At 68.6% G+C, this 26,708-nt stretch carries 20 protein-coding genes; 9 read left to right on the forward strand and 11 right to left on the reverse strand.

Translation table 11 applies throughout. The annotated features are described in order from the left end of the window. Positions 1-17: 17 nt before the first annotated feature. Positions 18-1,439: a pitrilysin family protein gene (locus tag J5226_RS22450; protein ID WP_215837154.1), complete on the reverse strand. Its 1,422-nt coding sequence runs from the start codon at positions 1,437-1,439 to the stop codon at positions 18-20. Positions 1,440-1,452: 13 nt separating this feature from the next. Next, entirely contained in the window at positions 1,453-2,868 is a 1,416-nt protein-coding gene (locus J5226_RS22455; RefSeq protein ID WP_215837155.1) for a pitrilysin family protein, read from the reverse strand. Between the two features lie 184 nt (positions 2,869-3,052). Between J5226_RS22455 and J5226_RS22460 the strand changes: the two genes are divergently transcribed. Beyond that, positions 3,053-3,541, forward strand: coding sequence for an 8-oxo-dGTP diphosphatase (locus J5226_RS22460; RefSeq protein WP_215837156.1), 489 nt, complete (start codon positions 3,053-3,055; stop codon positions 3,539-3,541). A 99-nt stretch (positions 3,542-3,640) separates the two neighbouring features. Here the strand turns inward: J5226_RS22460 and J5226_RS22465 are convergent, their stop codons facing one another. Then, the gene (locus J5226_RS22465; protein ID WP_215837157.1) at positions 3,641-4,963 is read right to left on the reverse strand and encodes a dicarboxylate/amino acid:cation symporter; all 1,323 of its coding nucleotides are present in this window, start codon (positions 4,961-4,963) and stop codon (positions 3,641-3,643) included. 178 nt (positions 4,964-5,141) lie between these two features. Continuing rightward, positions 5,142-5,570, reverse strand: coding sequence for a helix-turn-helix domain-containing protein (locus tag J5226_RS22470; protein WP_215837158.1), 429 nt, complete (start codon positions 5,568-5,570; stop codon positions 5,142-5,144). 177 nt (positions 5,571-5,747) lie between these two features. On the opposite strand from J5226_RS22470, the gene J5226_RS22475 reads away from it, so the two are divergent. Together J5226_RS22475 and J5226_RS22480 are read left to right on the forward strand one after the other, a co-directional pair. Next, entirely contained in the window at positions 5,748-6,920 is a 1,173-nt protein-coding gene (locus tag J5226_RS22475) for an MFS transporter (RefSeq protein ID WP_215837159.1), read from the forward strand. A gap of 266 nt (positions 6,921-7,186) precedes the next feature. Continuing rightward, complete coding sequence (locus J5226_RS22480; RefSeq protein ID WP_215837160.1) at positions 7,187-8,893, forward strand: alkaline phosphatase; 1,707 nt, start codon at positions 7,187-7,189, stop codon at positions 8,891-8,893. Between the two features lie 1,677 nt (positions 8,894-10,570). On the opposite strand, the gene J5226_RS22485 is transcribed toward J5226_RS22480, so the two are convergent. Further along, entirely contained in the window at positions 10,571-11,023 is a 453-nt protein-coding gene (locus J5226_RS22485) for a CopD family protein (protein ID WP_215837161.1), read from the reverse strand. Positions 11,024-11,213: 190 nt separating this feature from the next. Between J5226_RS22485 and J5226_RS22490 the strand changes: the two genes are divergently transcribed. Then, complete coding sequence (locus J5226_RS22490; protein ID WP_215837162.1) at positions 11,214-11,822, forward strand: class I SAM-dependent methyltransferase; 609 nt, start codon at positions 11,214-11,216, stop codon at positions 11,820-11,822. A 437-nt stretch (positions 11,823-12,259) separates the two neighbouring features. Continuing rightward, positions 12,260-13,507: a polyhydroxyalkanoate depolymerase gene (gene phaZ / locus J5226_RS22495; RefSeq protein WP_215837163.1), complete on the forward strand. Its 1,248-nt coding sequence runs from the start codon at positions 12,260-12,262 to the stop codon at positions 13,505-13,507. A 235-nt stretch (positions 13,508-13,742) separates the two neighbouring features. Here phaZ and J5226_RS22500 read toward each other — a convergent pair whose 3' ends face one another. Both J5226_RS22500 and J5226_RS22505 read right to left on the reverse strand, forming a co-directional pair. After that, positions 13,743-14,756 (reverse strand): sensor domain-containing protein, encoded by a 1,014-nt coding sequence (locus tag J5226_RS22500; RefSeq protein WP_255322895.1) that lies wholly within the window; start codon positions 14,754-14,756, stop codon positions 13,743-13,745. Continuing rightward, complete coding sequence (locus tag J5226_RS22505; protein WP_215837165.1) at positions 14,753-15,118, reverse strand: PadR family transcriptional regulator; 366 nt, start codon at positions 15,116-15,118, stop codon at positions 14,753-14,755. Before J5226_RS22505 ends, J5226_RS22500 begins: the two co-directional genes overlap by 4 nt. A gap of 185 nt (positions 15,119-15,303) precedes the next feature. Here J5226_RS22505 and J5226_RS22510 point away from each other — a divergent pair, with 185 nt between their 5' ends. Both J5226_RS22510 and J5226_RS22515 read left to right on the forward strand, forming a co-directional pair. Then, a complete protein-coding gene (locus J5226_RS22510) occupies positions 15,304-15,768 on the forward strand; it encodes a DUF1579 family protein (protein ID WP_215837166.1) in 465 nt (154 codons plus the stop codon). A 28-nt stretch (positions 15,769-15,796) separates the two neighbouring features. Further along, on the forward strand, positions 15,797-16,714 hold the full coding sequence (locus J5226_RS22515; protein ID WP_215837167.1) for a peptidylprolyl isomerase: 918 nt from the start codon (positions 15,797-15,799) through the stop codon (positions 16,712-16,714). Positions 16,715-16,869: 155 nt separating this feature from the next. Here J5226_RS22515 and speG read toward each other — a convergent pair whose 3' ends face one another. Then, positions 16,870-17,436 carry a spermidine N1-acetyltransferase gene (speG, locus tag J5226_RS22520; protein WP_215837168.1) on the reverse strand — a complete coding sequence of 189 codons (567 nt, stop codon included), beginning with the start codon at positions 17,434-17,436 and terminating at the stop codon, positions 16,870-16,872. Between the two features lie 161 nt (positions 17,437-17,597). Here speG and J5226_RS22525 point away from each other — a divergent pair, with 161 nt between their 5' ends. Beyond that, entirely contained in the window at positions 17,598-17,894 is a 297-nt protein-coding gene (locus J5226_RS22525) for a hypothetical protein (RefSeq protein WP_215837169.1), read from the forward strand. A 76-nt stretch (positions 17,895-17,970) separates the two neighbouring features. On the opposite strand, the gene J5226_RS22530 is transcribed toward J5226_RS22525, so the two are convergent. Continuing rightward, on the reverse strand, positions 17,971-18,861 hold the full coding sequence (locus tag J5226_RS22530) for a DUF4349 domain-containing protein (protein ID WP_215837170.1): 891 nt from the start codon (positions 18,859-18,861) through the stop codon (positions 17,971-17,973). A 235-nt stretch (positions 18,862-19,096) separates the two neighbouring features. Next, on the reverse strand, positions 19,097-21,736 hold the full coding sequence (locus tag J5226_RS22535) for a TonB-dependent receptor (RefSeq protein ID WP_215837171.1): 2,640 nt from the start codon (positions 21,734-21,736) through the stop codon (positions 19,097-19,099). 1,395 nt (positions 21,737-23,131) lie between these two features. On the opposite strand from J5226_RS22535, the gene J5226_RS22540 reads away from it, so the two are divergent. Then, positions 23,132-24,973: a DUF885 domain-containing protein gene (locus tag J5226_RS22540; protein WP_215837172.1), complete on the forward strand. Its 1,842-nt coding sequence runs from the start codon at positions 23,132-23,134 to the stop codon at positions 24,971-24,973. A 606-nt stretch (positions 24,974-25,579) separates the two neighbouring features. Here the strand turns inward: J5226_RS22540 and J5226_RS22545 are convergent. Continuing rightward, positions 25,580-26,665 carry a substrate-binding domain-containing protein gene (locus tag J5226_RS22545; RefSeq protein ID WP_215837173.1) on the reverse strand — a complete coding sequence of 362 codons (1,086 nt, stop codon included), beginning with the start codon at positions 26,663-26,665 and terminating at the stop codon, positions 25,580-25,582. Positions 26,666-26,708: the final 43 nt, after the last annotated feature.

The raw sequence follows: 26,708 nt of genomic DNA on the forward strand, positions 1-26,708 counted from the left end.
CGGCGCGTCGCGCCGGCTCACTTCTCCTGCTTGAACTCGCCGAACTCCTTGAGCTGCGATTCCACCGCCTTGTAGTCGCCGACCACGATGATCGACTGGTCCTTGGCGGCGTAGTACTTCTTCGCCATCGCCTGCACCTGGGCGGCGTCGACCGCGCGGATCTTCGGCACGTACTCGCCGAGGAATTCCGCCGGCAAACCGATCAGCCAGTTGGTGGCGAGGCTGGAAGCGACCGAGCCCTGCTGCTGGTTGTTGATCAGATAACCGCCGGCGACGTAGCGCTTGGTGTCTTCGAGTTCCTGCGCCGGCACCGGGTAGTCGTTGAGGCGGCCGAATTCGTAGATGAATTCGCCCAGCGAGGCGCCGGTGACTTCGTTGCGCACGTCGGCCGCGGCCTGCACCGCGCCGCCGGCGCGCATCGCGCTGATGCCGCCGCGCGCGCCGTAGGTGTAGCCCTTGTCCTCGCGCAGGTTCTGCATCAAGCGGCTGCTGAAGCCGCCGCCGAGAACGATGCCGGCCAGTTGCGCCGGCACGTAGTCGGGGCTGGTGGCGGCGAGGCCGGGACGGCCCAGGCGCACCGCCGACTGCACGCTGCCGTCGCGCTGGACGAAGATGCGCTGCACGGGCGCGCTGGTGCGCGCCGGCGCGGCGTCGGCGACCGGCTCGCCGCTGGCCTTCCAGCCGCCGAACGCCGCTTCGGCGAGCTTGAAGCCCTGCTCGGCGGAGATGCGGCCGGCGATCACCAGCAGCGCGCGGTCGGGACGGAAGCGGCGCGCGTGTTCGGCGCGGACTTTCTCGGCGGTGACCGCGTTGATCGAGGCTTCGGTGAGCTGGGTGCGGGCGTAGGGATGATCGCCGTACACCGCCGCCGACAGCGCGCGCGTGGCCTTGTACGCGGGCTGCGCCTGCGAGACTTTCAGGCTCTGCAGCGCGTTGGTCTTGGCCAGTTGCACTTCGGCGTCGGGGAAGCTCGGGGTCTGCGCGACTTCGGCGATCAGCTGCAGCATCGGCGCGGCCTGCGAGGCCAGCGCGTCGCCGCTCAGGGCCACGCCGTCGTTGAGCGCGCTGGCGCCGATGGTGCCGCCGTAGCCCTGCGCGGCCTCGGCCACGGCCTTGGCGTCGCGCTTGGCGGTGCCTTCCACCAGCAAGCCGGCGTAGAGCGAGGCGAAGCCGGGCGCATCGCTCGGGTCGGCGGTGTGGCCGGCGTTGCGCACGGTCAACACGTAGTCGACGCGCGGCAGGCCCTGGCGCGGCACCACCCACACTTCCAGACCGTTGGCGAGGGTCTTGCGGGCGATCTGCGGCACCGGCAGCGGCTTGTCGGCGGCCAGCGGCGGCAGGCGTTCGGGCAGCGCGACCGACGCGGCGTCGGCGGCGCCGGCGCCCAGGCTCAAGATCAGCGCGAGCGACAGCGCGAGAGGGTTGTTCTTCAGGCTCATGGCGTCGCTCTCCTCAGTTCTTCGCCGGCGCGGCGGCGGGCGCGGCGGCAGCGGCGGGCGCCGGGCCGAGCGCGGCCGGGCGGCGGTCGATGACGGTGCGGTTGGCGCGGGTCAGATAGGTCTTGGCCACGCGCTGCAAATCGGCCGAGGTCACGCCTTCGATCAGCCCGGGAATCTTGTTGACCGCGTTGGCGTCGCCCCACAGCGTCTGCATCAGCGCCAGGGTGTCGGCGCGCTGGATGAAGGCGTCGAGGCTGTTGTACCAATCGGCCAGCATCTTGGTCTTGACCCGCTTGAGCGTGGCCGCGTCGACGCCGTTCTGGGCGATCTTCGCCACTTCCTCGTCGATCACCGCCAGCACCGCGTCGGCGCTGCTGTCGGGCTTGTACAGCGCGAACAAGGTGTAGAGCGTGGGGCCGTTGTAGTTCCAGGCGTCGCCCAGGCCGTACAGCGGCTCGACGTTGATCGCGATCTGGCGCTGCTTGACCAGCGCCTGATACAGGCGCGAGGCGTCGTCGCCGGCGAGCACGCTGCCGAGCACCGCCATCGGCGCCTGGTCGCGGCTGCCGCGCGCGGGCATCTTCCAGCCGGCGGCGATCGCCGGCACCTGCGCCAGCGCGTCGGTCTGGACGATGCGCTTCTCGGCGGCGTTCAGGCCTTCGGCGTAATCCGGCGGCGGCGGCGTCGGGCGGCCGGCGACCGCGCCGAAGTACTTGTCGGCCAGGGCGAAGGCCTCGGCCGGCTCGATGTCGCCGGCGATGCCGACCACGGCGTTGTTGGGGCCGTAGTAATCGCGATGGAACGACTGCACGTCGGCGAGGCTGGCGTTTTCCAGATCCTGGAAGCTGCCGTAGCCGTCGTGGTTGTTCTCCCACTTCTCGAACGCGTATTGGCCGATGTCGATCCACATGAAGCCGCCGTAGGGCTTGTTCTTCACGTTGACCCGGATCTCTTCCTTGACCACGTCCTGTTGGTTCTTCAGCGTGGTCGGGTTGAAGTCCAGGGTCTTCATGCGGTCGGCTTCCAACCACAGGATGCGCTCGAGCGCGGACACCGGCGCGACTTCGATGTAGTTGGTGTAGTCCGGGCGGGTCGAGCCGTTGTTGCGGCCGCCGCCGCCGCTGATGACCTTGTCGAACACGCCCTTGCGCGCGGTCGGGGTGCCCTGGAACATCAGGTGTTCGAACAGATGGGCGAAGCCGGTGCGGTTCTTCGGCTCCAGCCGCATGCCGACGTGATAGACCACGCTGACGCCGACGGTCGGCGAGCTGTGATCGGGCGATACGACCACGGTCAGTCCGTTGTCGAGTTTCTTGACCGCCACCGGCAACTGCCAACGGTCGCTCTCGGCGGCGGACGCGGTCGCGAACGCAGCGGAGGCGAGCGTGGTCAGGCCGGCGAGCAGCACGCAGAGGTGACGCTTGCGCATGGAGGGCTCCCTGTCCTGTCGTGGTGAACCGCGCCGGCGAAACGCGGGCGCAGCATCGCGCAGACTAACCCGAGCCGGGGCCGCCGGTGCGGGTCGGAAGTCACGTGGGGAGATCGCCGCCGCTGGCCGTTGCGGCGCCGATCGCCGACACTGTGCGCCTGCCTTCCCCGCCGTGCCGATCCCGATGCCGTACACCCCGATCGTAGCCACCCTGGGCTACGTGATTTCGCCCGATGGCCGTCAGGTCCTGATGGTCCACCGCAACGCCCGACCCGACGACCACCAGCTCGGCAAGTACAACGGCCTGGGCGGCAAGCTCGAGCCCGACGAGGACGTGCTGGCCGGCATGCGCCGCGAGATCCGCGAGGAAGCCGGGATCGAATGCACTCAGCTGCAGTTGCGCGGCACCATCAGCTGGCCCGGCTTCGGCAAGCGCGGCGAGGACTGGCTCGGCTTCGTGTTCGTGGTCACCGCGTTCGAGGGCGAGGCCTACACCAGCAATCCCGAAGGCACGCTGGAGTGGGTCGCTATCGACCGCCTGCACGAATTGCCGATGTGGGAAGGCGACCGCGAATTCCTGCCGCTGGTGTTCGACCGCGACCCGCGGCCGTTCCACGGGGTGATGCCGTATCGCGAAGGGCGGATGGTGTCGTGGAAGTATTCGCGGGTGTGAGCGGCGCCGTGGGCGCGGCGATCTGAGCCGCGGCGGCGCCCAGGGCTCCGAGAAGCCCAGAGTCCGAGCCTAGCGGCCGATCGCATCGGCCGCGCGCGCTCAGGCCTTGCCTTCCTCGATCCCGACGTCGGTCGGCGCCGCCTCGTACACCTCGCGGTCGAGCAAGCCGGTCTCCTTCGCCACCAGCACCGGCACCAGCATCTGCCCGGTCACGTTGGTCATCGTGCGCATCATGTCGAGCACGCGGTCGATGGCGTAGAGGTAGCCGATGGTTTCCAGCGGCAAACCGGCGGCGCTGAGCACCACGGTGGCCATGATCACCGCGGTGCCGGGGACGCCGGCGGTGCCGAAGCTGCCGAGCACCGAGGCGATCAGCACGATGAAGTACTGGTCGGCGGTCAGCGGCGTGCCGGTGTATTGCGCGATGAACACCGCGCACAGCGCCGGATAGATCGCGCCGCAGCCGTCCATCTTGATGCTCGCGCCCAAGGGCGAAGCGAACGCCGCGTAGTCCTTGTTGACGCCGAGGTTATGGGTGATCGAGCGCATCGCCACCGGCATCGCGGCGAAGCTCGACGAGCTCACGAACGCCACCTGCATGCCGGGCGCGGCGCCGCGGAAGAACTTCAGCGGGTTGAGGCCGTGCGCCAGCAGCAGCGCGCTGTAGACCACGACGATGTGGAACGCGCAGGCCACGTACAGCGCCAGCACGAAATTGCCCAGCGGCAGCAGCTTCTCGAAGCCGTAGGCGCCGACCAGCGCGGCGATCAGGCCAAAGGTGCCGATCGGCGTGACTTCCAGGACGAAGCGGGTGACCTGGATCATCAGGTCGCTGGCCTCGCCGACCAGCTTGCGCACGCCGGCGACCTTGTCGCCGAGCTTGACCATCGCGAAGCCGAGCAGGCCGGCGAAGAAGATCACCGGCAGGATCGAGCCCTTGCCCACCGCCAGCACGGTCTCGCCGGCGGCGTTCTTGGTCGTGCCGATGCCGGTCAGGGCGTAGAACGGATTGCTCGGCACCACGTCGAGCAGCACCTTGGTCACGCTGGGCACGTCGCGCGGCTTGTACGCCGAGTCCATCGCCAGCCCGATCACGCCGGTGCCGGGCTGCAGGATCGTGCCGACCGCCAGGCCCACCGCCACCGCCAATACCGCGGTGATCGCGAACCACAAGAAAGTGCGGCCGCCGAGCGCGGCGATGGATTTCTGCCCGTGCAGCGAGGCCACCGCGTTGATCACCGCGAAGAACACCAGCGGCACCGCGATCATCTTGATCAGGGTGACGTAGAGATCGCCGAGCGGCCCGAACCAGGTTTCCGCCGCCGGCCCCAGCGCCCAGCCGGCCAGCGCGCCGAGGACGAAGCCGCCGACCACGCGTTGCCAGAACGGGATGCGGAACCAGGCGGAGAACAAGGCGGTCATCGCGGGCTACCGGAGTCGAGGGTGGCGGGAAGGGCGCGCCGTCAGCGCGGGACGGGCCCGGGGGACGACACGATAAACAGCTTGAACCGCGCGCCGGCTAATCCAAGTGCATAAGCGCGCAACCAAACGTCATGACTGTGAGCCGCATCGGCAAAATCGCGCGAGGACGCCGCGGCGCTCACGAGCGCGAGCGTCCCGCGCGCGCCGGCGCCGCGGCCGCGCGCTTGGCCGGCGCGGCCGGCTTGGCGGCCGCGCGCGACGCGGGCTTGGCCGGTTCGACGGGCGCCTCGGCGCTGGTTCCGGCGAACAGGATCGCGCGCAGCAAACCCGGGAAGCGCTGCTCCAAATCGTCGCAGCGCAAGGTGTTGAGATACTGCGTTCCGGATTTGACCGTGTGCACCAGACCGGCCGAACGCAACACATCGAAATGCCGCGACAGGGTCGCCCGCGGCAAGGCCAGTTCCTTCTCCTCGCACACGCGGATGCACGACACGGGCTTATCGCGGCTCAGGCCGCGCGCCAGGCTCAAGCGCACCGGATCGGCCAGCGCATACAGCACCGAGGTCAGTTCGATATCGGCGGTGGCGGGGTGATGCAGGGGTCTCATGCTCACAGCTTGCTACAAGCGGACTAGGCCCGCTATGCTTTCCGTAGTTCCGAATATTGGAACAATAGTAGCACGCGCCGGCAGCCGCCGACCCCACCGCCGCGCAACCCACCATTCCCCAATCCCCTCTTTCCCCGCTCCCCTTCTTCCCCACCCCACTCCCGCTCCCGCCCCCTCGTGAACAAACCGCTCTTCGCCCTCCTCCTCGGCGCCTTCGCCCTGGGCTCCGCCGAATTCGGCACCGTCGGGCTGATTCCCTCGCTCGGCCACCAGTTGCAGCGCGGCAGCGACGAGTTGGGCTGGCTGGTCGCGGTCTACGCCATCGGCGTCACCGTCGGCGCGCCGCTGCTGACCCGCTGGCTGCAGCGCTTCGATGTGCGCGCGACGCTGGCGGTGTCGATGGCCGCCGCCGGCGCGCTGACCGCGCTGGTCACCGCCACCGACCACTTCGGCCTGCTGCTGGCCGCGCGCGCCCTGCTCGGCGCCAACCACGGCCTGTTCTTCTCGCTGGCGATGCCGCTGGCCGGCCGGCTGAGCCCGCGCTCGACCATCGAAGGCATGGCCCAGGTGGTGTCGGGCCTGACCATCGCCATCGTGCTGAGCATTCCGATCATGGGCTTCGTCAGCGACCACTACCGCTGGCAGGCCGCGTTCTGGCTACTGGCCGCGGCCTACGCGCTGGCCGCGGCGGCGATGTGGCGCTGGATTCCGGCCGACGCCGGCGCGCGCGAGCCGGGCGCGCACGCGGCCGGCTTCCTGCAAGTCGCTTCGAACCCGCGCGTGCTGTCGGCGCTGACGAAGATCGTGCTGCTGTTCGGCGGCTACTTCATCGCCTACACCTACCTGCCCAAGCTCATCATCGATTCGCTCGGCTACAGCCAGGACGGCGCCAACGGGCTGCTGTTGCTGTTCGGCATCGGCGTGGTGCTGGGCAACCACGTCGGCGGCATGGCCGCGGCGCGTTTCGGCACCGCGCGCACCATCGGCTTCAACTACGCGTTGATCGCGGTGTTGTTTCTGGCGATCTACGGTTTGGTCGGCCTGCCGCCGGCCGCGTACGCCGGGATTCTGGTGCTCGGATTGTTCGCGATGAGCGCGACGCCGTCGCTGGGGCATTACGGCATCGAAGTGTCGCGGCGGCTGATTCCGGGTTCGGCGGAGATCGCCTCGAGCCTGACCGTGTCGGGCTACAACATCGGCATCGCGCTGGGTTCGCTGGTCGGCGGCGCGGTGCTGCGGCAGGTCGGGCTCAATCAGGTGTTGGTGGTGGCCGCGGCGGTGATCGGGTTGGGGTTGGTGGTCAACGCGTTGGAACAGCGCGCGGATCGGCGCTTGGGCATGGCGATTTGATGCGGGGTTCGATGCGGTTGCGGGTTCGCGGTCGCGGCTTGCGCCGCTCCTACAGGGAGGCCATGCGGCGGCCGCAGCCGCTGTAGGAGCGGCGCAAGCCGCGACTGCGCCCTCCCACGCCGCCGCGCAGGCACCGACGCGCAGGCCGCGAATCGCCGCCCCCCCCGCCAGCCACGATCCGCAAAGCCCGCCTCCGCCGCGGTCCTTTCGCCGTCACGCACCCAGGGCATAATCGCCGGCTCGTCCGTCCAACGCCCGGCCCGCCCATGTCCAAGCTGCGTTCCGCCTCCGTGTTCCTCGTTCCCGCGCTGCTGACCGCCTGCGCGGCGGCCGCTCCGGCCACCCGCGCCGATGCGCCTTCGGCCGGCGTCGTCATCGACGTGCCGACGATCAAGCACCCGCAAGAGGAAACCCCGGCGTGGTGGTACCGCGACGGCGCCGCCCAGGCCGCGCAGCGCGGCGCGCCGCAGGCCAAGGCCAAGAACGTGATCCTGTTCGTCGGCGACGGCATGAGCCTGACCACGGTCGCCGCCGCGCGCATCCTCGCCGGCCAGCTCAAGGGCGCGCCGGGCGAAGAGAACCGGCTGAGCTGGGAGCGCTTCCCCTCCACCGCGCTGAGCAAGACCTACAACACCGATTCGCAGACCCCCGATTCGGCCGGCACCATGAGTTCGATGGCGACCGGGGTGAAGACCCGCGCCGGCGTGCTCAGCATCGGCCAGAAGGGCCTGCGCGGCGACTGCGCCGAAGCGCTCAAGGCGCCGATGCTGACCTTGTGGGAACTGGCCGCGAGCAGCGGCCTGGCCACCGGCGTGGTCACCACCACCCGCGTCACCCACGCCACCCCGGGCGCGACCTTCAGCCACTCGGCCGAGCGCAACTGGGAAAACGACATGGACCTGCCCGAGAAGGCCAAGGCCCAGGGCTGCGTCGACATCGCCCGGCAGATGATCGAAACCCCGTACGGCACCGGCCCCGACGTGCTGCTCGGCGGCGGCCGCGCCAACTTCATGACCGTCGAACAGCGCGACCCGGAATACGACGACAAGGTCGGCCAGCGCCTGGACGGCCGCGACCTGATCGCGACCTGGAAGCAGCGCCACCCGAACGGCAACTACGTCTGGAACGCCAAGCAGTTCGCCGCGGCGCCCAAGGATCAGCCGCTGTTCGGCCTGTTCGAACCCGACCACATGCAGTTCGACCACGACCGCCCGCAGGACGGCGCCGGCGAGCCCTCGCTGAAGGACATGACCTTGGCCGCGATCGAGCGGCTCAAGCGCAATCCCAACGGCTACGTGCTGCTGGTCGAAGGCGGCCGCATCGACCACGCCCACCACATGGGCAACGCCTACCGCGCGCTGACCGACACCATCGCCCTGAGCGAAGCCGTGGACGCGGCCAATCAGGCGACTTCGGCTGACGACACCCTGATCCTGGTCACCGCCGACCACTCCCACACCCTGAGCTTCGTCGGCTACCCGGTGCGCGGCAACCCGATGCTCGGCAAGGTGCGCGGCACCAGCGGCGAGGACGGCGACGCCAACGACTACGCCCGCGACGCGCTCGGCAAGCCCTACACCACGCTCAACTACAGCAACGGCCCGGGCTACACCGGCGCCAGCGCGCAGCAGCCCGAAGGGCCGCACACCTTCCCGCACACCGTCAGCGGCACGATGGAGATCGAGAAGGGCCGCCCCGACTTGACCAAGGTCGACACCGAAGCGCCCGACTACATGCAAGAAGCGCTGGTGCCGACCAGCAGCGAGACCCACGGCGGCGACGACGTCGGCATCTGGGCGCGCGGCCCCGGCAGCGCCGCGGTGCGCGGCAGCGTCGAGCAGAACACCATCTACCACTTCCTGCTCCAGTCCATGCCCAAGCTGCGCGCCGCGCTGTGCGCCAAGGGCGATTGCGACGCGCACCAGATCCCGGTGACGCTGCCCAAGCCCGAGGACTTCAAGAGCGCGCGCTGAAGCGGGGCTCGTCGGGCTTCGGCTCGGCGCGATGCGAGGGAAACGACGGCGGCCCGTGCGCGGGCCGCCGTTTCTTTTTGGGGATGTGGGCGACGGGCTTGGTTGTGGGCGTGGGAGTGGGTGCCGTTGCCGGACCGGGTGCCCGTACCGATGCCGATGTCGCTTTCGGTGTCGCTTTCGGTGTCGGTGTCGGTGTCGGTGTCGGGTGTTGGGTGTTGGGTGTTGGGTGCTGGGTGCTGGGTGCTGGGTGCTGGGTGTTGGGTGCTGGGTGCTGGGTGCTGGGTGCTGGGTGCTGGGTGCTGGGTGTTGGGTGTTGGGTGTTGGGTGTTGGGTGTTGGGTGTTGGGTGCTGGGTGCTGGGTGCTGAGCGGCGGGTGGCGAGCGGCGGGCGGCGGGCGGCGGGCGGCGGGCGGCGGGCGGCGGGCGGCGAAAATCAAAATGGGTTCCGGCTTTCGCCGGAATGACGGCGGGAAGGTAATGACGGTGGGGAGGTTGCGCTCTCACTTCCCGTCATTCCGGCGAAAGCCGGAATCCATTTTGCTGTGCCCCGCAATCGCCCATGCCGCTGGACAAAAAAACGCCAATCCGCCGAATCCCCCGCCGCGCAAGGCGTGAAACCCGATTCCAGCGCGTGTGTCCGCAGCGTTGTCCACAGCCTGTGTGGATAGCCGCGAGCCATCGCACGCCTGCAAACCCGGCATTTCCCGCTCCGCATCGCCCGCCCGCCGCGCTTTCCACCGCTGGCGAAATTTTCGCCATTCTTTGCGAACCCTTGCGGCGCAAGGCGTGGAACCCGATTCCAAAACGGCTGTCCGCAAGCTTGTCCACAGGCTGTGTGGATAGCCGCGCATCGCAGGCCGCCTGCAAAAGACGCCGACTAGGCGATAAGCGATCCCGCGTCAACCCAAGCGTTTTTCATCAGAATCCCGCGACTGGCGAAAATTTAGCCAATCTCACGAAAGCCTTGTCGCACAAGGCGTGAAACCCGATTCCACGACGGGTGTTCGCAAGTTTGTCCACAGGCGATGTGGATAGCGCATCGCGAAAAACCCCTGCTCCGGCCGCCTGATCGATTCGCGCGGTCTCGCTTCGTCCACGATTTCAGGCCTTTCCCCAAGCTGGACAAAAAATGTCCAAACTCCCGAAAGCCCCGTCGCATAAGGCGTGAAACCCGATTCCAACGCGGCTGTCCGCATGGTTGTCCACAGCCTGTGTGGATAGCGGCGCGCGCGATGACGAGCGGATCGCCGCGCGACGCGGCGCGCGTGGAACGCGTGAAACTGCCGTGCAAAGCCAAGTCGGCGCGCTTGTCCTCAGCCTGGACAAAAAATGACCAATCTCGCGAAAGGCTTGCGGGGCAAGGCGTGGAACCCGATGTCCCTGCGGCTGTCCGCATGCTTGTCCACAGGCTCTGTGGAAATCCGCGTACGCGGACGAAGCGACAGCAAACGCAAAACGGGGCGATGCCGCGGCGAAGCGGGTGTAGGAGCGACGGGAGTCGCGGCCAACCGAAGCGACGAAATACCGCGCCTCTCTCCGAAGACGCCTCACTTCCCGCGCTTCAAGAAGCGTGACCGATCATTCGCGGCTTCGGGGGCATGCGCTCATTGCGTCGCTTCGGTTGGTCGCGACTCGCGTCGCTCCTACAGACGGAAACGAAACATTCAGGCGATCCGACTCAGAACGGCTTAGCCAGCACCAGCCAAACGATCGCGATCAGCGCCAACAACGGCAGCTCATTGAACAAGCGCAACGTGCGCGAGGACGGCAGCTCCCGCCCCTTGTCCACGCCCTTGAGCCAGCGGCCGGTGAAGATGTAGTAGACCAGCAGCACCACGACCAGGGTCAGCTTGGCGTGCAGCCAGCCGCCGACGGCGAACATCTGCGGCAGGCCGTCGCCGAACACCCGGTAGCCCTGCCACATCAGCAGACCGCACACGAACGCGAGGCCGAACATGATGTGGCCGAAGCGATAGAGCTTGCGACCCATCAGCACCAAGCGCGCGCGCACCGCCGGCTCGCCGGCGCTTTCGGCGACGTTGACCAGGATCCGCGGCAGGTAGAAGACCGAAGCCATCCAGGCGATCACGAACACGATATGGAAGGTCTTGGTCCACAGATAAACGTTCATCGCGGGCTTCCTGGCAAAGGATCAGGTGGCGGTGCGGCTTCGGGCGTGTCGGGGCGCGCGGCCGGCGGCGCTTTAGGGCGCGGCGCCCCGGGCGCGTTAGGATGCCACGCTCCCCGCAGCCCGACGCCCGACCGCGTCGCGGTTCGATCCACCGCCGCGCGCGGCGCGCCAACGACCGGCACTACACCGCATGAGCAAACAGTACGACCGCCATTACTTCCAGCGCTGGTACCGCGACCCCGCCCTCAAGGACGAAGCCATCGGCGGCGCCGCGCGGCTGGCGCGCAAGGTCGCCCTGGCGGTGGCCGCGGCCGAGTACCACCTCGAGCGCCCGATCCGCAGCGTGCTCGATGTCGGCTGCGGCGAAGGCCCGTGGCGCGCGCCGCTGCTGAAGCTGCGTCCGCGCCTGCAGTATCTCGGATTCGACTCCAGCCAGTACGCGGTTGCGCGCTTCGGTCGCACCCGCAACCTGCATCTGGCGCGTTTCGGCGATTTCGAGTTCCTGCGCCCGTGCGCGCCGGTCGACCTGCTGATCTGCAGCGACGTCATGCACTACCTGGACACGCGCGAACTCGACCGCGGCCTGCGCGGGCTGGCCGAACTCTGCGGCGGCGTGGCGTTCCTGGAGACCTTCACCCGCGAGGACGGCATCGAGGGCGACACCGACGGCTTCAAGCGCCGGCCGGCCAAGTTCTATCGCGAGCGCTTCGCCGCGCACGGGTTCCAGGCCCTGGGATCGCATCTGTGGCTGGGGCCGGCGTTGGCGGGCGGGACGGCGGCGTTGGAGACTTCGGGCTGAGGGCCGATGCGGGCCGCTTGGGGACCGGTTTCGCCGTAAGCGCGGTGTCGCGGTCGCGGCTTGCGCCGCTCCTACAGGGCGCCGGCGCGGCTTCGATCCCGGCGGTAGGAACTGCGTAAGCTGCGACCGCGCAGCCGTAGGTCGCGTCGTAAGCGCGATGTCGCGGTCGCGGCTCACGCCGCTCCTACAGGGTGCCGACGCAGCTTCGATCCCGACTGTAGGAGCTGCGCAAGCTGCGACCGCGGTGTCGCAGGTCACGCCGAAACCACCGCTCCTACGCAAATCTCACCCCCATCCGCGACGCCCAGCCGCATTTCACGCGACCGCCATCGCAATCCGATATGCTGCGCCGCAGCAAACCGCCGGCGCCGGTCCCTGCCCGCGAAACGGGTTACCCTCCCGCGCCAGCCCTGCCCGCCACTGAGAGTCCGACCCGAATGCTGCTCTATCAGATGCACGAACTCGGCCGCGCCTGGATGGCCCCGATGACCTACTGGGCCGATGCCGGCGCGAAGATGTTCGCCGCGCCTGGCAGTTGGCTGTCCACCGTGCCCGGCGCCTCGCGCGTGGCCGCGGGCTGCGAACTGCTCTACCGGATCGGCAAGGATTACGAGAAGCCCGAGTTCGGCATCCACTCGATCCAGATCGACGGCGACACCTACCCGGTGATCGAGCGCGAGATGGCGCGCAAGCCGTTCTGCCGCCTGCTGCGCTTCAAGCGCTACGCCGACGACGCCGGCAACATCGCCGAGCTCAAGGACGATCCGCCGGTGCTGGTGGTCGCGCCGCTGTCGGGCCACCACGCCACCTTGCTGCGCGACACCGTGCGCACCCTGCTGCGCGACCACAAGGTCTATATCACCGACTGGGTCGACGCGCGCATGGTGCCGCTCGAGGAAGGCGCCTTCACCCTCGACGACTACGTCGCCTACATCCAGGACTTCATCCGCCAGATCGGCGCCGACACCCTGCACGTCATCAGCGTCTGCCAGCCGACCGTGCCGGTGCTGGCGGCGGTGTCGCTGATGGCCGCGCGCGGCGAGCCGACCCCGCGTTCGCTGGTGATGATGGGCGGTCCGATCGACACCCGCGAGAGCCCGACCAAGGTCAACGACCTGGCCGAGCACAAGCCGCTGTGGTGGTTCCAGAGCAATTTGATCCACCACGTCCCGGCCAATTTCCCCGGCCGCGGCCGCCGCGTGTACCCGGGCTTCCTGCAGCACAGCGGCTTCGTGGCGATGAACCCGGAGCGGCATTTCCAATCGCATTGGGACTTCTATCAGGACTTGCTCAAGGGCGACCTGGAAGACGCCGAATCGCACCGCCGCTTCTACGACGAATACAACGCCGTGCTCGACATGCCGGCCGAGTATTACCTGGACACCATCGAAGTCGTATTCCAGCAGCACCTGCTGCCGCGCGGCTTGTGGGACGTGGCCGGCGAGCGGGTCAACCCCGGCGCGATCAAGAACACCGCGCTGCTGACCGTCGAAGGCGAGCTCGACGACATCTCCGGCCAGGGCCAGACCCGCGCCGCGCACACCCTGTGCACCGGCGTGGCCGAGGCCGACCGCGAGCACCTCACCGTCGACGGCGCCGGGCATTACGGCATCTTCAGCGGCCGGCGTTGGCGCGAGCAGGTGTATCCGCGGGTGCGCGAGTTCATCGCCCGGTACGCCGATTGAGGCCTTGAGCGAGACGAAAAAGCCCGGCTTCGCGCCGGGCTTTTTTATTGCTTCGCGCTCGCGGCGTTGTTTCGGCGACGCCCTGTAGGAGCGGCGCGAGCCGCGACCGCGACATCGCGCTTACGTCGTCTGTGCGGTTTCGCGGTCGCGGCTCACGCCGCTCCTACAGGGGCCATCGCGACAACGAAAAAGGCCGACGCATGCGTCGGCCTTTTTCGTAATCGCCAGAGATCTCTTATCCCCACCGCACCAGCAGCGCTTTCGCCAACTGCGCATGCAGATAACCGATCCCGCGCGCCAGATGCAGGGTCAGGAACAGCAACACGATGCCGGTCAGCAGCGACAGCGGCCACAGCAGCGGCGCGGGCAGCAACCCCCAGCCGGCGACGTCGGTGCAGGCCACGTCCAGGCACATCACGCCCTGGAAGAACCCCAGCCAGACCGCCAGCGGAATGAAGATCAACGACAGCGACAACGCCAACGCCGTCACCGCGATGCTGAAATACGCCGTGCCCAGCGGCAGCATCAGCAGCAGATACAACAGCGTGCCCCATGTGCGCGGATCGGTGAACACCTCCTTGATCCGCTCCAGCCACGGCCGCTCGCGGTCGGTGTACAGCGGCCGGCGCGGCATGCGTTCGCCGAGCATGGTCTCCACCAACCGCCCTTCCACCAGCGCCAGCACCCGCACCGAGCCCAGGAACAGGATCAGCAGCGGCACGCCGACGATGAGGATCAACAGCCCCAGCGAGAGCGAGACGCCAGTGGTGACCCAGGTGAAGTAGAACGTGCCCGTCGCCAGCGACAGCAGCATGTAGAACAGCGCGCCGTAGGTGCGCGGCTCCAGCGCGACGCCGAAGAAGCGGCCCAGCCACGAACGCCGCGGCGCCGGCTTGGGCGGGCGCAGCGCGGTCTGCACGGTGACTTCGGTGTCGCGGTAGATCTCCGCGACCTCGTCCGGCGCGCCGTAGCTGCCGGCGACGCTGGCGATCACCTCGGCCTCGCTGCGGCCGGGGTTTTCGGCCATTTCCGAGCGCAGGTATTCCTCCGCGTCGTACAGCGCGTCCTGGATCAGCGCCGGATCGGCGCCGCGCAGCGCGTCGCGCAGACGCTGCAGGTAGTCGGGAATCGAACGCGGCAGATCGGCGTCGCGGCCGGCGGCGGCGTGCGCGGGATCGGCGCGTTCGGCGTCGGCCGGCGCGGTGTCGGCGGAGGTGGGGAGGTGGGCGGTGCCGGCTGTGACGTTCATGGATCGAGCCCCTGCAAGACGGAATCGACGGAGTCGCGGGTCGCGCGCCAGGCTTGCGCCCATTCGCGCAGAACCGCCCGGCCGCTGTCGGTGATGCGGTAATAGCGCCGCGGCGGGCCGGTCACCGACGGCTCGACGTGGCTGTCCAACAAGCCCGCCGCGCCGAGGTTGCGCAGCACCGGATACAGCGCGCTCTGCTTGCCGCTGAGCACGCCCTCGCCCTCGCGCTCCAGGCGCTTGGCGATCTGGTAGCCGTACATCGGCTCGTCCGCCGCGCCCAGCACCGCCAGCAGCGCCAGCGACACCGTCCCGGTGCTGAGCTCCTTCTGGAATTTGCGCAGGTGGCTGTCGAGGTCGGTCATGGCGGCGGGTGGGTAGTCTGGTGCTCAGGCTATTGCGAAGTTCGGTATAGCGAATGTGCCGGTAGTCACTGGGAGATAGCGGATAGGAGGTAGGAGGTAGAGACAGCGGGGGGCGTGCACTGCATTTGCTAACTCCTACCTCCTATCCGCTACCTTCTAGCTCCCCGCCCGCCACCGGAGCCGCCATGCACTTCCCCCGACCCGATCCCGATCAGCTCGCGCGCCTGCACCGCTTCGCCGGCGATTGGGCCGGGCCCGAGCTGGCCCAGCCCTCGCCTTGGGGCGCCGGCGGTCCGGCGCACGGGCGCGGGCGCTTCCGCGTCGGCCTGGACGGCGTCGCCTTGTTGCAGGACTACGAACAAGAGAAGGACGGCCAAGTGGTGTTCCGCGGCCACGGCGTGTTCCTGGTCGAACCCGACAGCGGCGACGTGCTGTGGTGGTGGTTCGACTCGTTCGGCTTTCCCGCCGAACCCGCGCGCGGTCGCTGGGACGGCGAGGTGCTGCGCTTCGAGCGCGCCACGCCGCGCGGCGAATCGCGCATGCGCTACGAGTTCGGCGGCGACAGCTACCGCTTCGTGATCGAGAATCGCTTTCCCGGCCAGACCGACTTCGCCGAATTCATCCGCGGCGACTACGCGCGCCAGGCCTGACCCCGAACCCGCAGCACAAAGGACGCTCATGACTTCGATTCCGCGCACCGCCCTGCTCGCCGCTTCGCTGCTGCTCGCCGCCGCCTCGGCCGGCGCCGCCGCGCCCGCCAAGGGCCGCACCATGCAGCAGGTGCTCGACGCCAGCCAGCCCGCCGACTGGCGCCCGCTGGACCCGCAAAACACCGTGTATCTGGAGCTCGAACGCGGCCGCGTGGTGATCGAGCTGGCGCCGCAGTTCGCGCCCGCGCACGTCGCCAACATCCGCGCGCTGGCCCACAACGGCTATTGGAACGGCTTGAGCGTCAACCGTTCGCAGGACAACTACGTGGTGCAGTGGGGCGACCCGGAAGAAGACGCGGCCAAGCGCAAGCCGCTCGGCGCGGGCGCCAAGGACAAGCTGCCGGCCGAGTTCGCGCGCAAGAGCGCCGGCCTGAAAATGACCGTGCTGCCCGACGCCGACGGCTGGGCCAAGCAAGCCGGTTTCGTCGACGGCTTCCCGGCCGCGCGCGATTCCGCCACCGGTTCGAGCTGGCTGACCCATTGCTACGGCACCGTCGGCGCCGGCCGCGACATGGCGCCCGATTCCAGCAACGGCAGCGAGCTGTACGTGGTGATCGGCCAATCGCCGCGCCACCTGGACCGCAACATCACCACGGTCGGCCGGGTCGTGCAGGGCATTGAACTGCTGTCGGTGCTGCCGCGCGGCACCGGCGCGCTCGGTTTCTACGAGAAACCCGAGCAGCGCGCGCCGATCGTCTCGATCCGGCTCGCCGCCGACGTGCCCGAGGGGCAGCGCGCCAAGCTCGAGGTGCTGCGCACCGATACGCCGCTGTTCGCCGAACTGGTGGAATCGCGGCGCAACCGTCGCGACGATTGGTATCTGCAGCCGGCCGGGCACATCAACGTGTGCAACGTGCCGTTGCCGGTGCGCGAGAAGAAGGGCTGAGTCGCCGCGGCGCTTCCGGCGAAACGCTCCCGGCCGTCATGCCCGCGAAGGCGGGCATCGAGGGCTATATCGGGAGCTCGCGCTGAAGTCTCTTAGTCCCCGCTTTCGCGGGGACGACGGGCGAGAAGGGACGCGAGGCGCCGCAGCGCGCCCGCTTACTTGCCGACCCGCCCCAGCACCTGATGCTGGAACAAGCACATCCGCACCACGTCGTGATAGCGCCCGTCGGTGAAGAACTCATCGACCAACACGCCTTCGCGCTGGAAGCCGGCATCTTCGTAAATGCGGATCGCGCGGGTGTTGTCCACGTCCACCAGCAAATACAGCTTGTACAGATTCAACACCCGGAACGCGTAGTTGATCGCCAGCCGCGTCGCCAGCCGCGCATAGCCGCGGCGCTGGTGCTCGGGCGAAATCATGATGAGGAATTCGGCGCGTCGGTGCAGATGGTCGATCTCGACCAGCTCGACCAGCCCGATCCGCTCCATCGCGCTGTCCTGGATGATGAACCGGCGCTCGGACTGGTCGTGGATGTGCTTGCGGTAAAGCTCTTCGAGTTCGACGAAAGACTCGTACGGCTCCTCGAACCAATACCCCATCACGCTGCGGTTGTTGTTGAGCACGTGGATGAAATGCAGATCGCCGCGCTCGAGCGGGCGCAGGGTCACGCCGTTGGCGGAACTCGCGTTGGAAGAAGCGTCTTCGACGGGAATGCTGGTCATGCCGCTACCCTACTCCGTCGCGATGCAGCGCGTGTGACGCCACGCGACGGCGTGTGACGATGCGCGCGGATCGCGCCGGACGACGCGCAAACCGATGTTCACGCCGCCTTAGCCGCCCGCTGCCTAGCCTCCAGGCTCCCCTTCGATTGGAGGTGCCCGTCATGCCTCTGCTTCGATTGCGCATCACCGGCAACGACGACGATGCGCGCGCGGTCGGCAATCTCCTCAACAGCCTCGACGGCATCGAACACGTCGAGGAAGTCGCCGACCTGATGCCGCACATGGACGATGCCGATTCCAGTTCCGCCGGCCTGCCCGACGACACCGGCCCGGGCGTGCACGAACTGGAGATCGACGCGCCCAACGCCGCCACCGCCGCGAAAGTGCGCGAAGCGGTGGAAGCGCTGGCCTTCGATCTGGATCTGGTCGTCGAGTTCGAGCCCTCGGAAGAGCGCTGAGAACGCAAGCCCGACGCCGCCCGCGAAACGCTGCGACCGGCCAGCCCGTCGCCGGGCCGGCCGATCCGGGCCGGCCTCAGCCGCCCGCCGCCTTGCGCCGCGCCCTGCGCGCGCGCATGAACTTCACCAGCAGCCACAGGCAGAAGCCGCCGACCAAACCCAGCGGCAACAGCACCGCGAACGCGCGGATCAGGAACGCGATCACCGAAGCGACGATGCCGCCGAACTCCTTCAGCGCCTGACCGATCTCGCTGGTGCTTTCCTGGGTGGCGGTGGTGGCGAAATCGAAGTTGATCAGCTGGGTGGAAATGCGCCGCTGCTGCTGCGCGGCTTCCTGCTCGGCGGCCTGCAGCTGCGATTCGATCTCGGCGATGCGCTGCGACAAGGTCAGCACGTCGGCCATCTTCAGATCGCGCCGCTCCTGGAATTCCAGCAAGCGCGCGTGCTCGCGGCGCAGGCGGTCCTGGCGCATCGAGTTGTCGCGCACGGCCACGGCCAGATCCTCGGCCTGGATGCCGCGCTCGGCGATTTGGTCGCCCTGCCCGGCCAGCGCGATCAACGGCTCCACGCCCTGCGGCACGATCCGCACCTGCAAGCTGGCGCCGGGGTCGTCGCCGCCGCGCTGGTTCATGCCCAGCACCGCGCACGCCCCGAACTTGCCGCCGCTGCACGCGTCCTGCACGGCCTTGGCGCGCGCGGCGATCTGGTCGCCGGACAGGCGCACGCGCACGCGATGCTCGTACGCCAGCAATACGCCGAGGTCGGCCTTGGCCGAATCCGCGCCGCCGCCCGAGCCCGGCGCTTCCGCCGCCGCAGCCGCAGCCGAGTCGGTGATGGTGGCTGCGGCTTCCGGCGCGTACTTCTCGCTGCTGCACCCCAGCGCCGTGACGACCAACGCCGTCAGCAACAGCCAGCGCAGCGTCGATCCGGTCTTGCGCGCCGTCGTCCCCATGTTCGCGTTCTCCATCGTTCGTTCTCCCTCGCCGTCTTGGCTGGCGGCACTATGCCACGCCCTCGCTCCAACGCGCGGAGCCGCGCGGCGGGGTCGAAACGCAAGCTTCGCGCAAACGAAAGGGCGGGAGCCGCGGCCCCCGCCCTTGCGCTGTGTCGCTGCCTGTACGGCCCGGAGCCGCCGTGGCGCGCGGCGAGCGTCACCGAAGCCCACGCCGCCGCGAGCCCGCACGGCCCGAGACCGGCCCGCCTCAGAACTTGTACTTCACCCCCACCGTGACGAAGCGGCCGAGCGCGTCGTACTGGGTGATGTCGTACGGCAACGCGCCGCCGGCCGGATCGAACGGCGGCGCCTTGTCGGCGAGGTTCTGCACCGAGGCGTACAGCGTGGTGTTCTGCAGCCCCTCGTAACCGACGTACAGATCGAACTGGTGGTAGTCGTCGACCTTGCTGCGCAGACCCGGATTGCTGCGCGCATCGACCACCTGCTGCTGGTAGCCGCCGATGTAGCGCCACGACAGCTGCGCGTTCCAATCGCCGTGGCCCCAGGCCAGCGAGGTGATGCCGCGCCACTTCGGCAGCGCGCCGAACAGGTTGCTGCCGGCGCCGTCGCGCTTGGCCTGCCCGGCCACCAGCGGCTGCTCATAGCTCAGCAGGCGGGTCCAGGTGCCGTCCAGGGTCCAGGTGTCTTCGCCGGCGTGCCAGACCTTGCGGCCTTCGATATCGAAACCCGTAGTGGTCAGCGTGCCCTGGTTGGCGTAGCGGTTCTCCACCAGTTGCAGGCGGCCCTGCGCGTCGCGGGTGACGCGGCCCGGATTCGCGGCCGGGTTCGACACCACGAACTGCACGTTGTCCGGCGCGATCAGATCGTCCTGGCGGATGCGGTACAGATCGATGCCCAGGCTGGTGTCGGCGTCCGGCGCCCACAGCAGGCCGAGGTTGATGTTGCTGGAGCGCTCGGCCTTCAGGTTGGAATTGCCGGCGCGCAGGATCGTCACGCCGCGCGAGGCGCCGGGCTGGACCGGGTCGTAGGGATCGATCACCGAGCCGTAGCTGATCGTGGTGCTCTGCGCGATCTCCGGCAGCGACGGCGCGCGGAAGCCGCGCGAGGCGTTGAAGCGCAGCAGGAAATCGTCGTTGAGCTGCCAGCGCACGCCGAGCTTGGGCGAGAACGCGCTGCCGAAGTCGCTGTAGTGGTCGCCGCGGCCGGCCAGCTGCACTTCCACCTGTTCCCAGGGCTTGAGGCTGAGCTCGAAGAACGCGGCGGCGACGCGGCGGTCGCCGTCGATCAGATTGATCGCCGGACGCAGCTCGGTGCCCGACAGCACCTGCGGGCTGGTGCGCGCGTCCTGCGCTTCGTCGCGGAACTCAACGCCCGCGGCCACGCCGACATCGCCGGCGCGCCACTGGAACGGGAAGCCGGAGATCTTGCCGCTGAGCGTGCTCAGCCGATACGTGCCCGGGCGGCGCGTGGACAGGCGCAGCGCGTCGAGCGCGCCGGGCGTGCGCGAGGGATTGAGGAAGTCGTAGCTGCCGTCGCGCAGCACCTGCTCGAACGCGTAGCGGTTGAGGAAGTTGCGCACGTACTCGCGCTGGCGGCTTTCCGAATGGCTGGCGGCGACTTCCCAATCCCACACCTCGCCGTGCCCGCGCAGGCCGAACAGCGCGCGCGAGAACTGCGACTTGTTGATCTTGTAGCGCGCGCCGAGGTCGAGGAAGGAGTACTCGAACGGGGTCGGCACCGCATTGGGATTGTTCGGATGGCCGACCGGCAACACCGCCGGGATGTCGACCAGGCGGCCGGTGCTGCGGTCGTAGGCGCGCAAGCCGGCGCCGACCGTCATCGGCGCGCTGAAGTACGCGCCGTTGTGGCTGGTGCTGTAGAGGATTTCGCCGAAGCCCTGGACCTTATCGTTGAACCACACATCGCCGGCGACCAGCGCCTGATAGCGCTCCACGTCGGGAATGAGCGTGCGGTAAGGCTGGGTGTTGAAGGCGCAGGCGTTGCCCGGCAGCGGGCTGCCGAAATCGCTGTACGGCCGCGACTGCGTGCCCGGCTGGCAGGCGAACGCGACCGGCGCGCGCGGGTTGCTCAGGAACGCGCCGCCCTGGGTCGACCAACCGGCCAGACGGCCGCCCGGTTCGGAGCGGTAATCGCCGCTCTTGGTCAGATCGCGCTCGTCGGCGTTGAGTTGGCCGCGCTTGAACACGTCCAGGCTGAAACGCAGGCTGTAACCGTCCTTGCTCGGATCGCCGTGGCCGGCGCGCAGGCCCAGACTCTGCTGATCGATGCCGCCTTCGGTGGCCGCGCCATACGAAGCGTCGACTTCCACGCCCTCGATCTTCTTGCGCAGGATCAGATTGACCACACCGGCGATTGCGTCGGAACCGTACAGCGCCGACGCGCCGTCCTTGAGGATTTCCACGCGTTCGATCGCGCCCAGCGGCAGCGCGTTGAGATCGACGAAGTTGTCCTGGGTGCTCTGAGCGAAGCCGTACGACGCCACGCGGTAGCCGTTGACCAGCACCAGGGTGTTCTTCTGGCTCAGGCCGCGCAGCGAGACGCCGGCCGAGCCGTTGGCGAAGCTGCCGGTGTACTGCTCGTTGAAGCTGTTGCCGCTGTTGACGGTGAGGCTGCGCAGCAGGTCGGAGACGGTGACCTTGCCGCTCTTCTCGATCTGCGCGCGGTCGAGCACCAGCACCGGATTCACCCCGGCTTCGTCGCTGCGCTTGAGGTTGGTGCCGGTGACCTGCACCGCGTCGAGGGTGACGCCGGGGCCGGCGGCATCGGCCGCGTCGGCGGCCTGCGCCAGCGGCGCGGCCAGGGCGAGCGCGAGCGCCAGCGACAAACGTCGGTAACGCACTTCGGGATTGCGGACGAACGAAGCCATGAAGAGTTCCTGCAAGACGTGGGAGAGGGGAAACGCGAAGAAAAAGCCGGCCCGCGACGGCGTGCGGCCGCCTGCGCCGCGCTGAGCGCGGCACGGTCGTTGGGAGGGGAGAGAGACGAGTGCGGGGTTAACCGCAGGTCGCACGCCGCGCGGGCCGGTGGGAAACGGGTTCGGAGGAGACGGGTCCGAAGAAAACGGAGAGTCGGTTCGGCAGGTTCGGCCGCTTGCGCTTAGCGCATCGGCCTCGCCCGCCCGCTACACATCGCGCGCATTCGCGCGGTCGCGGTCGAGCGCAAGGACGGGAGGGCGAAGGAGCGGAACGACATGGCGAGGCAACCTTGGAAACCGGGAAACGGAACGGCGGCGTGCGCGAAAGCGCGGCGGTCTCAGCGGCGACACATAGCCATGCGACACCCACCGGCGAAGCGGCGGTTGGCGGACGGCGAGGAAGTCGGGCTCAGTGCGTTCACGGCGGTGGGATCGGTTGCGGAGGAAGGTCGCGGCGAGGGCCGGCGACGGGGTTTATGTTGCATCGCGATAAAGCGATGTCAATCGAGGCGCGGCCCTGGCGAGTCGCGAAACCGGCGGTCCGCGGGCAGCGGCGCGGACCGCCGGAACTCGCCCTGTTCAGCCGCAACGCCTGCGGCATAAGGCTATGACGGATTCGCGCGTGGCCTCGGCGGCGACCGCGATCGACCCGCTGGCGCATGAGGCCATGACCGATGGTTATGAAACCTGCGCCCTTGCGGCCCCGGAAATCCGACCCGCGACACGGCAACTGCGCAAAAACCCGCCCGAAGGCCACCTGTAGGAGCGGCGCGAGCCGCGACCGCGCCGCAGCAATTCCCCGCGAATCCGCGCTATTTCCGTCGTTCCGGCGAAAGCCGGAACCATTTTGATTTTGCGTCGTCGCCCAAAGGCTCAGGAGCAACGGCAACCGCAAAATGGATTCCGGCTTTCGCCGGAATGACGGGCACGAGTTCCGGCGTTCGTCGGAATGACGGGCACGAGCTCCGGCTTTCGCCGGAATGACGGATACGAGTTCCGGCTTTCGCCGGAATGACGGGCCTGGGGCTGCGGGCTTCGAGGACGAAGGCTTCAGGACTTCGGGACGCGACTGCAGAGCCACGGGGCGGCGATGGCTAGCGACCGCGGCAGCGCCGCAACAGGCCGGTCGCTTTACCCGGCATGCCGGTTGCCTTGACCGCCAAACCGCCCACGAAGCAAACCCGCCGTCGCCGCCCCGCGCCGCGCGGCCCACACCCTGCGGCCCGCGCCGCCACGCCCCGGCGCGGTCGCCCATCCGCCCCGACCAATGACCCATGCAGCGGTCATCCCCATGCCCTATCCTGCGCGCCAACCGGCCTCCGGCCGTCCCACGCCCCGAGATTCCTCATGCGTTCGCCGCATCGCACCTCGCTCGTCCTCGCCCTGTCCGCTTCCCTGCTGGCCCTGTCCATGACCGCCTGCAAGCCGCACGACGCCAACGCCCCCGCCGCCGCCAGCGCGCCCGCGCAGGCCGCGACGGTCGCCGCCGATCCGGCCGTGGACGCGGCCTTCGCCGAAGTGTCCAAGCACTGGCTCGACGGGGTGATGAAGATCAACCCGATCGCCGCGACCCAGATCGGCGATCACCGCTACGACGGCGAGATCGACGACCTCAGCGCGCCGGGCCGCCAGCACCAGCTCGACTTCAGCAAGAAGCTGCTCGGCGAACTCGACGCGATCGACGCGACCAAGCTGTCGCGCGAGAACCAGGTCGACGCGCTGATCCTGCGCAACCGCCTGCAAGCCGACATCTGGAATCTGCAGACCCTGCAGAGCTGGGCCTGGGATCCGCAGGTCTACAGCGGCCTGGCTGGCGATGCGATCTACAACCTGATGGCGCGCGAGTTCGCGCCGATGCCGCAGCGCCTGCAGTCGGCGACCGAACGCATGGAGAAGATCCCGCAGATCTTCGCCCAGGCCCGCGCCAACCTGGATCCGGCGCGGGTGCCGAAGATCCACGCCGAGACCGTGGCCAAGCAGAACGCCGGCGTGCTGAGCCTGATCGACACCTTCATCGTGCCCAACGCCGGCCAGCTCAAGGGCGAACAGCGCAAGCGCCTGGACGCCGCCGTCGCCGGCCTGCGCAAGGCCGTGGCCGAACAACAGACGTGGCTCGACAAGACCTTGGTGCCCAACGCCAAGGGCGATTTCCGCATCGGCCAGACCCTGTACGACGAGAAGCTGAAGTTCTCGCTCAACTCCTCGCTGTCGCGCGCGCAGATCATGCAGCGCGCCAAGGCCGAGCTGGCGCGCGTGCGCGGCGAGATGTACGCGATCGCGCAGAAGGAACTCAAGGGCAAGCCGAACGCGCCGGCGCTGCCGGACAAGCCCACGCCCGAGCAGCAGCAGGCCGCGATCGAGGCCGCGCTGGAGTTGGCGTACGCCGACAAGGCGCCGCGCGACCAGGTCGTCGACTTCGCCAAGCAAACCCTCGCCCAGGCCACCGAGTTCACCCGCGCCAAGCATCTGGTGACCGTGCCCGACGCGCCGGTCAAGGTGATCCTGATGCCGGAGTTCCAGCGCGGCGTGGCCTTGGCCTATTGCGACTCGCCCGGCCCGCTCGACAAGGGCCTGGACACCTACTACGCGATCTCGCCGATTCCCGACGACTGGAACGACGCGCAGGTGAACTCGTTCCTGCGCGAATACAACACGCGCATGATCCACCTGCTGTCGATCCACGAAGCCATGCCGGGCCATTACCTGGAAGGCGCGCATTCGGCCAAGGCGCCGTCCACGCTGCGCGCGGTGCTGCGCTCGGGCGTGTTCGCCGAAGGCTGGGCGGTCTACACCGAGGACCTGATGGCCGACTCGGGCTATCTCGACAACGACCCGCTGTTCCGTCTGGTCCAACTCAAGTTCTACCTGCGCAGCATCGGCAACGCGATCCTCGACCAGGGCGTGCAGGTCGAGGACTGGAGCCGCGAGCAGGCGATGGACTTCATGACCCGGCAGACCTTCCAGCAAGAGCGCGAAGCCGCCGGCAAGTGGGTGCGGGCGCAGCTGACCTCGGCGCAGCTGCCGACCTACTTCGTCGGCGCGCAGGAACACTTCGACATGCGTCGCGCGGTGGAGGAGAAGCTCGGTCCGAAGTTCGAGATCAAGGCGTACCACGACCAAGTGCTGTCGTACGGCGCGCCGCCGGTGCGGTTCGTGCGCGAGTTGATGTTGGACGAGCCGATTCGTTGAGGATCGGCCATCGGCTGAGAGCCGGTCATCGGTCGAAGCAAAAAGGCGCGGGCTCTCCCGCGCCTTTTTCGTTGGCGGCTGCCGGCGTTTTCGGCTGTCGGCCACTGTAGGAGCGGCGCGAGCCGGGACCAACCGCAGCGACGAAGCCCCCGCCGCCCCATCCCGAAGCCCCGAAGCCCGAAAACCCAAACCCCAAACCCCAAACCCAAAGCCGCGCACTCCTCACCCCGTCATTCCGGCGAAAGCCGGAATCCATTTTGATTTTGCTCCGCCGCCAAGACGACGCGAGAGCAAAGACAACAGCAAAATGGATTCCGGCTTTCGCCAGAATGACGGGCACGGATTCTGGCTTCCGCCGGAATGGCGGGCACGGGTTCCGGCTTCCGCCGGAATGACGGGTACGGGTTCCGGCTTTCGCTGGAATGGCGGGTACGGATTCCGGCTTCTGCCGGAATGACGAGCACGGATTCTGGCTTCTGCCGGAATGACGGGCACGGATTCCGGCTTCTGCCGGAATGACGGGCATAGGCAGGATTCGCGGAAGTTGCATCGGCGCGGTCGCGGCTCACGCCGCTCCTACAGGGAGGCTCCGAAGTTACGCCGCGATCAGGCGAACACTTCGCGCGCTGCGCCGAACGCTTCGAAGAACTCCTGCACCTCGCCGCAACGCCCCGCGTCGTAGCCCGCGAGCTTGCCCAGTTCGTCGCGAAACCGCTCGCTGCGCAGGATCGCCAAGGTCTCGCCCAACGCCGGCGATTCCAAGGTGCTAGCGCGGGCCAAAAAGAAATAGTGCTCGGTCGCCACCGGCACGAATTCCAATCCATACCGCCGCGCCGGCGTTTCCAGACCGAAGCCGGCATCGGCCATGCCGCTGGCGACATACGCCGCGACCGCGGCGTGAGTCAGCTCGTCGATGCCGCAGCCGCGCACCTCGCGGATCGAATGCCCCAGCCGCGCCAGCATCCGCTCCAACAACAAGCGCGCGCCGGAACCGGGCTGGCGATGGATGAAGCGCACGTCCGCGCGCAGCAGATCGGGCAGCGCGCGGATGCGCTTGGGATTGCCCGGCGCGAGGATCAGGCCGATCCGGCGCGTGGCCAGATGCAGCACGCGGTCGCCGTGCGGGTCGATGCGTTCGGCGTAATGGGCGAGGATGTCGCGCTCGAATTCGCCGATCGGCAAATGCACGCCGGCCAGATCGCAGGCGCCGATGCGCAGCGCGTCGAGGGCTTCGCTGGGGCTGCGGTACTTCAGGTCGATGCCGGCGTCGGCCTCGTCGAGAAACCGGCGCAAGGTTTCGACCGCGAAGCCGTGCGCGGCGTGCACGCGCGGCGGCGCGGCCTGGGCGCTGAGCGCGCGGCCGAGTTCGACCTCCACTTCCGAGGCCAGACTGTCCAGCGTCGGCGCCAGCCGCGCGGCGATGCGCTGCTCGGCCCACACCAGACGCTCGCCCAGCGGCGTCAGCCGCGCGCCGCGGCCGCGCGCCATGCGCAGCAGCGGCGCGCCGAACAGCGCCTGCGAATCCTGCAGCAAGCCCCACGCATAGCGATACGACACGCCCAGATCGCGGCAGGCCGCGGCCAGCGAACCGGTCGCGTGCACGCCCAGCAACAGCTCGATCAATTTCGGCGGCAGCGGCCGCCCATCGGCGGCATGAAGCGTCCATTTGGGTTGGATTTGGACCTTGAACATGATCGTCCTCGCACCACGGCGAAACCCGTGCGCACACCCGCTC

It is taken from the genome of Lysobacter sp. K5869 (genome assembly GCF_018847975.1).
In the GTDB taxonomy this organism is placed as follows: Bacteria; Pseudomonadota; Gammaproteobacteria; order Xanthomonadales; family Xanthomonadaceae; genus Lysobacter.

Excerpts from the sequence above, each read along its gene's own strand:
- J5226_RS22450 (WP_215837154.1), bottom strand. The coding sequence starts at position 1,439 with ATGAGCCTGAAGAACAACCCTCTCGCGCTGTCGCTCGCGCTGATCTTG.
- J5226_RS22455 (WP_215837155.1), bottom strand. The coding sequence starts at position 2,868 with ATGCGCAAGCGTCACCTCTGCGTGCTGCTCGCCGGCCTGACCACGCTC.
- J5226_RS22460 (WP_215837156.1), top strand. The coding sequence starts at position 3,053 with ATGCCGTACACCCCGATCGTAGCCACCCTGGGCTACGTGATTTCGCCC.
- J5226_RS22465 (WP_215837157.1), bottom strand. The coding sequence starts at position 4,963 with ATGACCGCCTTGTTCTCCGCCTGGTTCCGCATCCCGTTCTGGCAACGC.
- J5226_RS22470 (WP_215837158.1), bottom strand. The coding sequence starts at position 5,570 with ATGAGACCCCTGCATCACCCCGCCACCGCCGATATCGAACTGACCTCG.
- J5226_RS22480 (WP_215837160.1), top strand. The coding sequence starts at position 7,187 with ATGTCCAAGCTGCGTTCCGCCTCCGTGTTCCTCGTTCCCGCGCTGCTG.
- J5226_RS22485 (WP_215837161.1), bottom strand. The coding sequence starts at position 11,023 with ATGAACGTTTATCTGTGGACCAAGACCTTCCATATCGTGTTCGTGATC.
- J5226_RS22490 (WP_215837162.1), top strand. The coding sequence starts at position 11,214 with ATGAGCAAACAGTACGACCGCCATTACTTCCAGCGCTGGTACCGCGAC.
- phaZ (WP_215837163.1), top strand. The coding sequence starts at position 12,260 with ATGCTGCTCTATCAGATGCACGAACTCGGCCGCGCCTGGATGGCCCCG.
- J5226_RS22500 (WP_255322895.1), bottom strand. The coding sequence starts at position 14,756 with ATGAACGTCACAGCCGGCACCGCCCACCTCCCCACCTCCGCCGACACC.
- J5226_RS22505 (WP_215837165.1), bottom strand. The coding sequence starts at position 15,118 with ATGACCGACCTCGACAGCCACCTGCGCAAATTCCAGAAGGAGCTCAGC.
- J5226_RS22510 (WP_215837166.1), top strand. The coding sequence starts at position 15,304 with ATGCACTTCCCCCGACCCGATCCCGATCAGCTCGCGCGCCTGCACCGC.
- J5226_RS22515 (WP_215837167.1), top strand. The coding sequence starts at position 15,797 with ATGACTTCGATTCCGCGCACCGCCCTGCTCGCCGCTTCGCTGCTGCTC.
- speG (WP_215837168.1), bottom strand. The coding sequence starts at position 17,436 with ATGACCAGCATTCCCGTCGAAGACGCTTCTTCCAACGCGAGTTCCGCC.
- J5226_RS22525 (WP_215837169.1), top strand. The coding sequence starts at position 17,598 with ATGCCTCTGCTTCGATTGCGCATCACCGGCAACGACGACGATGCGCGC.
- J5226_RS22530 (WP_215837170.1), bottom strand. The coding sequence starts at position 18,861 with ATGGAGAACGCGAACATGGGGACGACGGCGCGCAAGACCGGATCGACG.
- J5226_RS22535 (WP_215837171.1), bottom strand. The coding sequence starts at position 21,736 with ATGGCTTCGTTCGTCCGCAATCCCGAAGTGCGTTACCGACGTTTGTCG.
- J5226_RS22540 (WP_215837172.1), top strand. The coding sequence starts at position 23,132 with ATGCGTTCGCCGCATCGCACCTCGCTCGTCCTCGCCCTGTCCGCTTCC.
- J5226_RS22545 (WP_215837173.1), bottom strand. The coding sequence starts at position 26,665 with ATGTTCAAGGTCCAAATCCAACCCAAATGGACGCTTCATGCCGCCGAT.